Here is an 11522-nt window from a genome sequence, read left to right as displayed (position 1 = left end):
CATTCGCTGGATTGAATGGACGGACCGACTTAGCGTGGCCTGGTGTCCTACTTCTTCCCGGCGGTTGCCGGCCTCCTGACCGGGGCGGGTCTGATCATCGCCATCGGTGCACAGAACGTGTTCGTCCTGCGGCAAGGTATTCGTCGCGAGCATGTCCTGCCGGTCGTCGCCGTGTGCACCGCGTCCGACATCGTCCTCATCCTCGCCGGCGTCATCGGTCTGGGCGCAGTGGTCACCGCGCACCCGCAGGTGGTCGACCTCGCCACCTTCGCCGGTGCCGGCTACCTCCTGGTGCTGGCGGCGCTGGCCGCCCGCCGGGCGATGCGGCCGGCGGCGATCGACGCAGGCAACGCGGTGGCCGCGACGAGCAGATGGGCCGCCGTCGGCACAGCGGTCGCGCTGACCTGGCTCAATCCCCATGTCTACCTCGATACGGTCATCACCCTCGGCGCAATCGCCAACACGCATGGCCCGCAATCGAAATGGGTGTTCGCCGCCGGCGCCTGCGCGGCGTCTCTCCTGTGGTTCGCCGCGCTGGGGTTCGGCTCGGGAAAGCTGGCGCCACTGTTCGCCAAACCCCGGGCATGGCGACTGCTCGACGTGCTGGTGGCCGTCGTCATGGGGTCACTCGCGGTGGGTCTCATCGTGAGCGCGCTGTGAAGCAGATCCACCAAGCGGGTTGGTCGGCCGCCCCTTTCTGACTACTCTTGTGCGCAGAATCCCCGAGCAGTGAGGTCTGGATGGACAACGACAAGGCCGTGGCCACGTTCTTCGAGCTCAAGGAGAGCCAGGCGGTGAGCGAACCCGCCCATCTGGACGAACTGTGGGCCGCGTTGGAACCGATCGGGCGCGACTTCATGATCGGCGCCTGGTCCGGGGGCGAGCTGCCGAGCGGGCACAAGATGGACGGTCAGCTCGAGCTGGCGCGCTGGCACGGCAAGACATTCAACTCGATCTACGACGTCAAACCGCTGGTGTGCCGCGACGACGACGGCAACCTGTACTCGAATCAGGAACTCGGCAAGGGTGAGGCCAGCCTGTGGGATGTGCAGTTCCGCGGCGAGACCACCGCGTCGATGGTCTACGACGGCCAGCCGGTCATCGACCACTTCAAGAAGGTCGACGACACCCACGTCATGGGCATCATGAACGGCAAGACGTCGCTGGTCCGTGACCGCCACTTCTACTTTTACCTCGAGCGCGAATGACCGCTGGGTAATCAACCGGACGAGCTGAGCCGGCCCGACTGATCCGACACGTGGGCTCTGGCCTTGTGGGACCTCGCGCCGACAGCGACAATTCCGATATGCCCCGCACCGTGCCAGTTTGCGTCAATGCACGTGGCGGCCACGCGCGGGCGCCTGGCCCACGGGCGGCCCGCTGGTGACCAGCCTGGTGGCGACCTCTGCTGATCTCGGTGCCGACAGCGGCCTCGAGCCCTTCTCGATGATCGCGCTGGTGTTGCTCATGGCCGCGATCGTGGGGCTTGTCGCCACCCGGTTGCGCCAGCCGATGATCGTGGCTTTCATCGGCGTCGGCGTGCTCGTCGGCCCGGTCGGCACGGGATGGGTTGTCGCCGATGGGACCATCGAGCTGCTGGCTCGGCTGGGCATCGCGGTACTGCTGTTCCTGGTCGGCTTGCGGCTCGACCTCCACCTGATCCGAAACACCGGGCCGATAGCGCTCATCACCGGGCTGGGCCAGGTGATCTTGACAGCGGTCATCGGATACGGCGGTGCCATCGCGTTCGGGATGGACGCCACCTCCGCGCTCTATGTGGCTGTGGCGCTGACGTTCTCGTCCACGATCATCGTGGTGAAGCTACTCTCGGACAAACACGAGATCGAGCAGCTCCACGGCCGGATCGCACTCGGTGTCCTGATTGTGCAGGACATCGTCGTGGTGCTGGTGATGATCGTGCTGACCGCCGTCGGGCACGGCAGCGGCGACACCAACATCGGGCTCAGCGTGGTGCTGGTGGTGGCCAAGGGCATTGCGCTCCTGGTGGGCGTCGGCCTCATGATGCGGTACGTGTTGCCGTGGTTGCTCGGTCACATCGCGCGATCTCAAGAGTTGCTGGTGCTGTTCGGGGTCGCCTATGCCGTGGGTGTCGCAGCGCTGACCGAGTGGCTCGGTTTCAGCTCCGAGGTCGGTGCCTTCATCGCGGGCATCTCCCTGGCCGCAACGCCGTATCGCGATGCGATGGGTGCGCGGCTGGTCAGTTTGCGGGACTTTCTGCTGCTGTTCTTCTTTCTCGACCTCGGAGCACGACTCGAGTTCGCAGATGCCGGTGGCCAAGTTGTCGAAGCGCTGGTGTTCTCGGCATTTGTCCTGATCGGCAAGCCGATCATCGTCATGTTGATCATGGCGGTGATGCGCTACCCGGTGCGCGTGGGATTTGCCACCGGTGCAACCCTCGCGCAGATCTCCGAGTTCTCACTGATACTCGCCGCTCTGGGGTTCGGTCTCGGCCACATCGATGGCGCCACAGTCAGTCTCATCACGGTCGTCGGGCTCATCACCATCGGCTGTTCCACCTACCTGATCCTGTACTGGAGTGCGATCTTCGACCGCCTGGAGCGCTGGGTTGCGGTGTTCGAACGGACCGAGAAGCTGCGTCCCGAGGCAGCCGACGTCACGCCCGAAATCGACACGATCGTCTACGGACTGGGCCGGTTCGGTACCCACGTCGCCGAGCACCTGAGCGAGTCGGGGCACAAGGTGCTGGTGGTCGACTTCGATCCCCAGCGCGTCGCGCACCACAACAACCGCGGACAGCCGGCAGTCTTCGGCAGTGCCGAGGACGTCCACTTCCTCGAGTCATTGCCGCTCGCGCAGACGCGGTACGTCATCAGCACCATCCCGGTGATCGACACGAGTAGGACTCTGCTGCACAACCTTCGGCAGGCGAAGTACGCCGGTCGCACGGTGGTCACCGCGCACACCCGCCACGATGCCGAACAATTGCGCTCGGCCGGTGCGGACGTTGTCCTCGAGCCCTTTGCATTGGCGGCGGGCGCCACAAGCGATGCGCTGCGGGCCGCGCTTGACGCACTCGATCAGGACGAGTCCGACAGCGCACGCGTGGCCGAGCCCGGTTCCGCCAAATCGGGCATCGACGATCCCGCCGCATCGAGGGGCGGCGTGCCAGAGGAGTTCGGCCCCCGCGACACCCGCGAATGATCGGGTGGTCGCAGATGGAAGTGACTACAGTCAGTGTCAGATGGCGGTGCCGGTGGGGCGTTGTGTCATCCGGTTTCATCGGTCGAGTGGAGGGCGGACATGGTCGCGAGTCGAGCTGCGGTACTCACTGAGGCAGGCGGTGCCCCGGTGCTCGCCGACATCGAGGTCCGTGAGCCGGTTGGCGACGAGGTGCTGATCAAGATCGGTGCTGTCGGTATCTGCCATACCGACATATCCCTGGCTGCCCGATGGCCGGCGAAGCGGATGCCGATCGTGTTCGGGCACGAAGGCTGCGGCGTGGTCGAAGCGGTGGGGCCGGGTGCCACGGTTGCCGTCGGGCAGCGTGTTGTGCTGACGTTCAACACTTGTGGAGTCTGTTCGCAATGTGCGGCCGGTCGTCCTGCATACTGCGACCGATCGACCACCTTGAACATGCGCGGTGACCGTGCGGACGGGTCCGGTGCCTTGAGCTGGTCGGGGGCCTCGAGTGGATCGAATGGCCCGGTTGTCGGTGGCTTCTTCGGCCAGTCGAGTTTCTCGACGTATGCGATTGCAACACAACGGAACACGGTCTCGATCGGCGATCAGATCGATGCCGCCACAGCAGCTCCGCTGGGATGCAGTGTGCAAACCGGAGTCGGTGCGGTGCTCAATGCCCTGCGACCGGGCATCGGCGACTCGATCGCGGTGTTCGGGGCAGGTGCCGTCGGTCTGTCTGCGGTGATGGGGGCAAGGATAGCCGGTTGCCACACGATCATCGCAGTGGATCCGATTGCCGAGAGACGTTCACTGGCAATGGATCTAGGCGCCACACATGTCATCGACCCCACCGAATCCGCCGTGGTGGAGGCGGTGGTGGAACATTCCGCCGGCGGTGTCGGCCACGCCCTCGACACCACCGCCATCCCCGCCGTCCTCGTCGAAGCCGTGTCAGCGCTGCGTACGCGAGGCCAGTTGGGCATCGTCGGCCTGGGTGCTCCGACGGCTGAGCTCCCCGTCGGACTCGTGATGGGAAGAGGCCTGTCGATCCGGGGCATCGTCGAGGGCGACAGCGTGCCGCAGACCTTCATCCCCGAGCTGGTCGATCTGTACTCACGCGGAGACCTACCACTCGAAAAGCTGATCACGCCTTACGCTTTCCGCGACTTCGACAGCGCATGGCAGGCGGCGAGGTCGGGTTCCGTTGTGAAGCCGGTTCTGACGGTGTGATGCAGGCGCCGGTCAGCCCGCCGTGTCATCGCGGCCGATACCGACGGGCATCGGCAGTATCTCGACGCGCGCAAGACCTGAGGTGATCGCGGGATCGGCGGCGCTGATCGCCCGCACCTCGGCCTCGGAGTCGGCGCGCACCACCCCCAGGCCCCAGTTGCCTGCCGGGTCGACGACGGGCCCGAAGATGACGGCGGTGCCGTCGGACAGCAGCTCCGACCAGTAGGCGCCGTGCCGGCCCATGATCGCGACCTCGTCGTCGGACATGTCGCCGGGACCGAAAGTGGGTCGAGGTGGAACGAGTTTGTACACGAAGTGGGTCATGACGACGCCCTTCCAGGTTTCAGGTGAGTGATGATTCGATAGCGGCGACCGAGGCCGCGAGGGCGGTGGCCCAACCGCCGGAGTATGCGCCCGAGCTGTAACCGCCTGGCGCAGCACAATCTTCGCGGAGTTGCTCTTCGCTGAGCCGTTCCCAGCCGCGGTGTTCCACGGAGACTCTGGTGAGTGCGGGGCCGAGGGCGCTGAACGCCAGCTCGACTTCGGTGGGCTCGGGGGTGTTGAGCCACGACATGACAAACCGGCTCGGCGGTTCCCACACTTCGAGCTGACCCCAGTCGGCGGTGGTGCCGTCGTCCCATGTCTCGTAGACGCGACCGCCGGTGTGCTCCTCGATGGTGACGCTGCGGGCGCGGTCGCCGCCGATCGACATGGGCTGCAGGGGCCACCAGACCCCGATGGTTCGGACGAAGGTGGTGAAGACGTGGTCGAGATCGCTGCGCACGGTGGTGGATTGGCGGATCGGGGGGCGCCGCAGGGGGAGGACCGAGTCGCTACCCGGCCGGGTGGACTGGTTGGTCTCGCGTTCAGCCGGCACGGTTCACCTCGTCACCATCGGTCAGTCCGCGCTCGGCTTCCACCAGTTGCCGCGCGACGTCGAGAGATGACGCCCACATGCCGTCGAGCATGTCTCGGAGTTGGTCGATGCCTTCGGGACGGGTGCGGTACATGCGCCGGGTTCCTTCACGTCGTTCGGTGAGCAGCCCCGCGTCTTTCAGCACCGTGAGGTGCTGAGAGATCGCGGTACGGCTGACCTCGAAGCGCGCCGCGATCTCGCCGGCCGCGAGCTCTTCACCGGAAACGAGTTCCAGGATGGCGCGCCGGCGGGGCTCGGCCATCGCACGTAGGGCCTCGTCGACGCCGGGCTGTTCTGCGGTCATGTCCAAAGCCCGATGGTGTTGCCGTCGGGGTCGGCGAACATCGCGAAGCGGCCGTACCCGTCCGGTAGGTCCGTGGGAGGTACGAGTGCTTTGCCGCCGAGGGTTTCGGCCCGGTCGAGCGATGCCTGCAGGTCGTCGACCCGCATGTACACGCTCACGCCGCCGGTCTCGGCCGGGTCGGAGACGGCGCCTATGCCGCCGCCGATCGCCTCTTCCCCTGCGCCGGTGTCGACCAGTGAGTATCCGGGACCCTGGCTCTCGTCGATGGTCCAGTCGAACAGTTCGCGATAGAACGCGGTGAGGCGGGTGGGGTCGTGCGATGTGATCTCGAAGAACGCGACCGGTGCTCCCATGGTGACTCCTACTGTCAGCTATGTCGGTTATCGCTAACGTTAGCGAGTGCTGACACAGTGCGCAAGGGCCAATCTCAATTGCGTCAAGAGGAGACCTGCGGATTGAGCGCGCCTCCTAACGCAATTCGAGCGCTGGTGGCGATCTTTGGAGCGTCCGTGCTGTACGCGGCGTTCGCCGCGGTATGGAAAACAGCGCCGTCAGTAAGTGCCCATCGCCCATACTGACGGTGGTTCCACGCACGTGGACTGTGCCCACGAGGGAGGCGAAGGCTGATGGCTGATGATGACCACTCCGGAACTCGGCCGGCCGCGTGGCGAGAAGGCCTTTCGGAGGGTGCGGATTCGCTGTTCGCCGGACGGGATCGGGCCGAACCGGATGCTGAGTATCGAACCCTGACCTACGAGGTCACCGACCGGATCGCGCGGATCACCTTCAACCGGCCTGAGCGGGGTAACGCCATCACGGCCGACACCCCGGTCGAATTGGCTGCTGCCGTCGAGCGCGCCGACCTTGACCCACGAGTGCACGTGATGGTGGTGTCCGGACGTGGCAAGGGTTTCTGTGGTGGTTACGACCTGTCGATCTTCGCGGAGAACGGCGGGAATCCGTCAGACGGTCCGGACGCGGCTGCCGGGACCGTACTCGATCCGATTGTGCAGGCGCGCAACCACAATCCTCATGGCACATGGGACCCCATGGTCGACTACGCAATGATGAGTCGATTCAACCGGGGTTTCGCCAGTCTCCTGCATGCCAACAAACCGACGGTGGCGAAACTCCACGGATTTGCGGTTGCCGGCGGAACCGACATCGCGCTGTATGCCGACCAGATCATCTGCGCCGACGACACCAAGATCGGCTACCCACCGACCCGCGTCTGGGGAATTCCTGCGGCGGGGATGTGGGCGCACCGACTCGGAGATCAACGGGCCAAACGGCTTTTGTTCACCGGTGACTGCCTGAGCGGAAAACAGGCTGCGGAGTGGGGACTGGCCATCGAGGCGCCGGAGGCGGACCGCCTCGACGAGCGCACCGAGGATCTGTTGGAACGGATCTCGCGGATGCCGATCAACCAGCTCATCATGGCCAAGTTGGCGATGAACAGTTCCCTGCTGTCGCAGGGCGTTGCCAATTCGACGATGGTCAGCACTGTCTTCGACGGCATCTCGCGACACACTCGCGAGGGCTACGCATTTCAGATGCGTTCGGCAACAGTCGGGTTCCGCGAGGCGGTACGCGAGCGCGACGAGCCGTTCGGCGACTACAAGCGCGCCCAGTTCGACAAGCCTGGAGATTCCTGATTTGTCTGCGCACACCACATCCGGAGACCCTTGGTTCTGTGTCAACTGCGCCAACGAGTATGCGCCCGCTGTTGATCCGCCTGCGGAGTGTCTGATCTGTACCGATGAACGTGAGTTCGTTCCGCCGGGCGGTCAGCAGTGGGCACGGCCGACCGACCTCGATGAGCGAACCATCGACTGCAGTGAGGTGGAGCCCGATCTGCTTGCCATCACTCTCGATCCGCAAGTGGGTATCGGGCAACGAACCTTCCTGATCCGAACGCCGGCTGGAAACCTACTGTGGGAACCGCCTGGGTACATCGATCAGTCGTTGGTCCGGCTCATCAGGTCCCACGGCGGCATTTCGGCGATCGCGTCCAGCCACCCGCACCTCGTGGGAGCCAGTGTCTCACTGAGCCACGAGTTCGAGTCGGTGCCTGTCTATTTCAACCAGGCCGACGCGACCTCACTGACCCGCCCCGACGACGTCATACGGTTCTGGACCCAGCGTCAACCAGTGTTCGGCGGGATCGAACTGGTGCAATGCGGCGGCCACTTCCCTGGCAGCTCTGTGCTGCTGTGGCCGGACGGCGGCAATGGCAGGGGAGCGATCTTCGTCGGTGACACCCTCATGGTCGGCGCGGACAGACGCAGCGTCTCGTTCATGCGTAGCTACCCCAATCTGATCCCGCTGCCCCCACGCCTGGTCCGGAAAATCGAGGCGACGGTTATGGCGCTGTCGTTCGACCGGATCTACGGAGGGTTCGACGGACAGGTGATCGAGTCGAACGGTCCTGCGATCGTTCATTTTTCGGCCGACCGCTACGTCGGCTGGGTCACCGACGAACTGCGCGACAGGAGCGAGTGACACCGCGAGCTCCGCTACGTTCCTGAGGGTGAAGCCCTCACACTATGGAGTTGTCAATGTGCCTGCGCGTTCTCAGCTGTGCCGAGTGAGGCCGGGTGGAGTGGTCTGTGAGTCGTCATTCGTATTGCAGGTGAACGAAGGTGCACGCTGCAGTGGACGGTGAGTCAGGCTGCGAGGGTGAGGGTTCGGCGGTTGTAGGCCGGTAGTGGTTGTCGGGTCGGGTCGATGTGGGCGGGTGGGATGAGCCAGGGATGGCGGTCGGCGCCCATGGTGATGTCCCAGTCGGTGTGGTGCACGGCCCGATGGCACGTTCGGCACAGCAAGCACCCATTCGCGAGGGTGGTGGGCCCGCCGTCAGCCCAGTGCACGATGTGGTGGCAGTCCGACCAGGTGGCCGGTGCCCCGCACTTGATGCAGCAGGTATCGCGAAGCAGGATCGCTTTACGCACCGGCCCGGTGAACAAACGCTTTGGTGGACTCAAGTCGATCGGCACCTGCTGCCCGTCCAGGGTGATCGAGGTGATCACTGCATCACACGCAGCTGCTGCGGCGGTGGCTTCGGTGACCGGACCCATCCACCGCAGTGACGCAAGGTTGGGATGATCAGCGGGAACGGTCACGGCCACTTCCGTTCTCGGCGCCGACACGAAACCCTGCCCACCGCCACCGCCACCGCAATCAAGAAGTTGATTCAGAGCGTCCGCCCGTCGTTGCGACGGTGTGCGGGAATCCCTGCTGCCGTCGGGTTCGGGTCGGGGTCTGGACCACAGGTCCAGCGCGGACATCATCTTCTCCCCGGTCACCGCATCCACATCGAAGGTCCCTGTAAGTCGGCCGTCGCTGGTGACCCCATAGTCGACTCGGTTCAGTGAGGTGTCTTCGGCTGCCGGCACACCACCATGTTCCCCGGCGACCTCGTTGCCCACGGTCCTGGCGATCGTGCTGATCTCCGCCGGTGGCGCACCGGAGATCGCGGCAGCCAGAAGCTTTCGCTCGATGTCAGACCTGAACTGTTCGGTCATCGCGGAACCGGAACGACCGCTGACGTGGTTCATACCAGTGACCAACGCATCAACATGCTCAACGGACAAGAACCCGTCCCGACCGTAACCGGCCGTGCGATCCAACCCTGCCAGTCCGGTCCCGACACGTAGCCATCGCGTCGCCGTCGCCGGGGCGGCACCATTCTCCTGCAGCAACTTCGACGTCGTCGATCCAGACCGTTTGGCCAACCCCATCCGGTCGATGAGCGCTGCACCCACCGCCAACTGGAAGTCGGCGGCATTACGCAACGTGATCAAATCCCTCACCATACCCACCGCACCGGCCGCATCATCAGGAAACATCACACCGATGACCTCATCAACCAAATCCACAACACGTATCATCAGACACCCTCCGAGACAACAATATTGGGCAACAACATCGGACAGCCGATCACAATGGTGGCGTAGTCACACGTATCTCAGGGTCAGGTCTTGCGGACAATCAGCTTGCTATCAGCATAGCTATTCGAACACACATTCGATAGTCATCTGTTCGGATGACCCTCGCCGTCGGCATCTCGGTATATCAAAGCGACTCGCGCCCAAGCACCTTCGCGATCAACGGCAGACGTTCGGTCCGCATCTTGTGTTTCATGTCGTCGACAAAAGCCGGGTCCGCAGTATTCGGCGAGCCCGCGTCGAAAGGCGGTGCCGGGTCGTACTCGATCATCAGCTGGATGCGGCGTGCCACATCCTCGCCGAAGATGGTTGCGGCGACCGTCAAGGCAAAGTCCATTCCGGACGTGACGCCGGCTCCGGTGATCACGTTGCCGTCCTGGACAACTCGCTCACCGACGGGTTCGCATCCGAACTCGCTGAGCATCGACATCGACGCCCAGTGGCTTGTCGCCATCTTTCCCGAGAGTAGGCCGGCGGCCGCGAGGGTGAACGAGCCGGTGCACACCGAGGTCACCCATCGAGCGCCGGCAGCCTGTGTGCGTAGGAAGTCAAGCGCAACAGCATCTTCGAACAACTCGAACGCTCCCCGCCCGCCGGGGACGAACAGTAGGTCGGCCTGCGGCGCCTGGTCAAAGGTGACGGTCGGAACGATGCTCCAACCACAATCGGTGGTCACCGGTTCGAGGTTGTGCCACGCCAAGTGCACGTCTGTGTCGGGGAAGTGCGAGAAGACCTGGGCGGGGCCGGTCATGTCCAGCTGCGTGACGTTCGGGAAGAGCAGCACGACGATCTGCAGTCTGGTCATGACCGACCCTAAACCAGGGTCACGGCCGATAGGGCTGTTCGAGTCCGACTCTCACTCGGCTACTCGAACCAGAGCCTTGCCGAAGTTGCGGCCACTGAGCAGGCCGCGGAATGCCTCGGGCACGTTGTCCAAGCCGTCGGTGATGTCCTCGCGGTATTTCAGCGAGCCATCAGCCACCCACTGTGTGGCCTCCTCGAGGAAGCGAGGCATCTGCTCGGCTGCGAACTCGGTCTGGATGAACCCGCGGATGGTCAAGCTCTGGGTGAGCACGGCGCCCATCAACGCGCCGGACCGGTCTGGGCCTTCAGGGGCCGATGTCAGGTTGTAGTTGGCGACCAGACCGCACACGGGGATGCGTCCGTACAGATTCATCCGGGGCAGCACCGCGTTGAAGACCGCGCCGCCCACGTTCTCGAAGTACACGTCGATGCCATCGGGGGTCGCAGCCGCGAGCTGGTCTTTGAAGTCGTCGGCACGGTGGTCGATGGCTGCGTCGAAGCCGAGCTCGTCCTTGAGGTAGGCCACCTTGTCCGGTCCGCCGGCGATCCCGACCGCGCGGGCGCCCTTGAGCTTGGCGATCTGCCCGACCGCTGACCCGACCGGGCCGGCAGCTGCGGCCACCACCACCGTCTCGCCCGGCTGCGGTTTTCCGATGGTCAGCAGCCCTGCGTATGCGGTGATCCCGGGCATACCGAGAACGCCGAGCGCGGTGGATGGTGAGATGGCCTTTGGATCAAGCTTGCGGAGGTATTTCGCCTGCTCGATCGAGTGGGTGCGCCAGCCGGCGTACCCGAGCACCACGTCACCCGGCGCGAAGTGGTCGACGGTCGAGGTGAGGACGCGTGAGACCGTGGCGCCCACCATGGTGTCGCCGATCTCGACCGGTGCTGCGTACGACTTGGCCGCACTCATCCGGCCTCGCATGTAGGGGTCCAGCGACAGATACAGGGTTTCCAGCGCCACCTCGCCCGGCCCCGGTTCGGAGAGATCGAACTCTTCGAATCGGAAATCGGAATCCTTGGGTTCGCCGTGTGGGCGTGCTGCCAGGACGATGCGGGTGCCGTTGGTCATGTATCTCCTCGTCGAGAAGTGTTGCGGTCTCCCTCGTCAACAGCCAAGGGCGACCGTGCTGTTCCGTCGGCTGCCGAATGTGAGGCA

The 11522-nt window shown here is 64.6% G+C and carries 13 protein-coding genes; 6 read left to right on the top strand and 7 right to left on the bottom strand.

Features of this window, described 5'->3' with window-relative positions; genetic code table 11:
* Positions 1–39 precede the first annotated feature (39 nt).
* The 4 genes from ACVWY6_RS14080 (at position 40) to ACVWY6_RS14065 (ending at position 4392) form a co-directional block, all read left to right on the top strand.
* Complete coding sequence (locus ACVWY6_RS14080; protein WP_062796672.1) at positions 40–660, top strand: LysE/ArgO family amino acid transporter; 621 nt, start codon at positions 40–42, stop codon at positions 658–660.
* A gap of 80 nt (positions 661–740) precedes the next feature.
* Positions 741–1208: a DUF4334 domain-containing protein gene (locus ACVWY6_RS14075; protein WP_116916892.1), complete on the top strand. Its 468-nt coding sequence runs from the start codon at positions 741–743 to the stop codon at positions 1206–1208.
* Between the two features lie 175 nt (positions 1209–1383).
* A complete protein-coding gene (locus ACVWY6_RS14070) occupies positions 1384–3183 on the top strand; it encodes a cation:proton antiporter (RefSeq protein ID WP_457538831.1) in 1800 nt (599 codons plus the stop codon).
* A 99-nt stretch (positions 3184–3282) separates the two neighbouring features.
* Positions 3283–4392 (top strand): NAD(P)-dependent alcohol dehydrogenase, encoded by a 1110-nt coding sequence (locus ACVWY6_RS14065; RefSeq protein ID WP_457538829.1) that lies wholly within the window; start codon positions 3283–3285, stop codon positions 4390–4392.
* Between the two features lie 12 nt (positions 4393–4404).
* Here ACVWY6_RS14065 and ACVWY6_RS14060 read toward each other — a convergent pair whose 3' ends face one another.
* The 4 genes from ACVWY6_RS14060 to ACVWY6_RS14045 are packed head-to-tail and all read right to left on the bottom strand — an operon-like array spanning position 4405 to position 5965.
* Positions 4405–4716, bottom strand: coding sequence for a YciI family protein (locus tag ACVWY6_RS14060; protein WP_023954305.1), 312 nt, complete (start codon positions 4714–4716; stop codon positions 4405–4407).
* Positions 4717–4735: 19 nt separating this feature from the next.
* Positions 4736–5269 (bottom strand): SRPBCC domain-containing protein, encoded by a 534-nt coding sequence (locus tag ACVWY6_RS14055; RefSeq protein ID WP_023954303.1) that lies wholly within the window; start codon positions 5267–5269, stop codon positions 4736–4738.
* The gene (locus tag ACVWY6_RS14050; protein ID WP_023954301.1) at positions 5259–5612 is read right to left on the bottom strand and encodes an ArsR/SmtB family transcription factor; all 354 of its coding nucleotides are present in this window, start codon (positions 5610–5612) and stop codon (positions 5259–5261) included. Before ACVWY6_RS14050 ends, ACVWY6_RS14055 begins: the two co-directional genes overlap by 11 nt.
* A complete protein-coding gene (locus ACVWY6_RS14045; protein ID WP_030176375.1) occupies positions 5609–5965 on the bottom strand; it encodes a VOC family protein in 357 nt (118 codons plus the stop codon). The genes ACVWY6_RS14050 and ACVWY6_RS14045 overlap by 4 nt, the downstream gene beginning before the upstream one ends.
* 270 nt (positions 5966–6235) lie before the next feature.
* On the opposite strand from ACVWY6_RS14045, the gene ACVWY6_RS14040 reads away from it, so the two are divergent.
* Both ACVWY6_RS14040 and ACVWY6_RS14035 read left to right on the top strand, forming a co-directional pair.
* On the top strand, positions 6236–7267 hold the full coding sequence (locus ACVWY6_RS14040) for a crotonase/enoyl-CoA hydratase family protein (protein ID WP_457540147.1): 1032 nt from the start codon (positions 6236–6238) through the stop codon (positions 7265–7267).
* Position 7268: 1 nt separating this feature from the next.
* A complete protein-coding gene (locus ACVWY6_RS14035) occupies positions 7269–8114 on the top strand; it encodes a hydrolase (protein WP_457538827.1) in 846 nt (281 codons plus the stop codon).
* Between the two features lie 164 nt (positions 8115–8278).
* Here the strand turns inward: ACVWY6_RS14035 and ACVWY6_RS14030 are convergent, their stop codons facing one another.
* From ACVWY6_RS14030 to ACVWY6_RS14020, 3 genes are all read right to left on the bottom strand, one after another.
* Positions 8279–9490: an HNH endonuclease gene (locus ACVWY6_RS14030; protein WP_457538825.1), complete on the bottom strand. Its 1212-nt coding sequence runs from the start codon at positions 9488–9490 to the stop codon at positions 8279–8281.
* A gap of 196 nt (positions 9491–9686) precedes the next feature.
* Entirely contained in the window at positions 9687–10364 is a 678-nt protein-coding gene (locus ACVWY6_RS14025) for a DJ-1/PfpI family protein (protein ID WP_457538823.1), read from the bottom strand.
* A 51-nt stretch (positions 10365–10415) separates the two neighbouring features.
* Complete coding sequence (locus ACVWY6_RS14020; protein ID WP_457538821.1) at positions 10416–11435, bottom strand: NADP-dependent oxidoreductase; 1020 nt, start codon at positions 11433–11435, stop codon at positions 10416–10418.
* Positions 11436–11522: the final 87 nt, after the last annotated feature.

The organism is Williamsia sp. R60 (genome assembly GCF_054063855.1).
This window is presented reverse-complemented; position numbering and strand designations above follow the sequence as displayed.

Bases quoted from the DNA above. Each gene is read 5' to 3' on its own strand.
- ACVWY6_RS14020 (WP_457538821.1), bottom strand. From the start codon at position 11,435: ATGACCAACGGCACCCGCATCGTCCTGGCAGCACGCCCACACGGCGAA.
- ACVWY6_RS14050 (WP_023954301.1), bottom strand. From the start codon at position 5,612: ATGACCGCAGAACAGCCCGGCGTCGACGAGGCCCTACGTGCGATGGCC.
- ACVWY6_RS14065 (WP_457538829.1), top strand. From the start codon at position 3,283: ATGGTCGCGAGTCGAGCTGCGGTACTCACTGAGGCAGGCGGTGCCCCG.
- ACVWY6_RS14045 (WP_030176375.1), bottom strand. From the start codon at position 5,965: ATGGGAGCACCGGTCGCGTTCTTCGAGATCACATCGCACGACCCCACC.
- ACVWY6_RS14025 (WP_457538823.1), bottom strand. From the start codon at position 10,364: ATGACCAGACTGCAGATCGTCGTGCTGCTCTTCCCGAACGTCACGCAG.
- ACVWY6_RS14060 (WP_023954305.1), bottom strand. From the start codon at position 4,716: ATGACCCACTTCGTGTACAAACTCGTTCCACCTCGACCCACTTTCGGT.
- ACVWY6_RS14075 (WP_116916892.1), top strand. From the start codon at position 741: ATGGACAACGACAAGGCCGTGGCCACGTTCTTCGAGCTCAAGGAGAGC.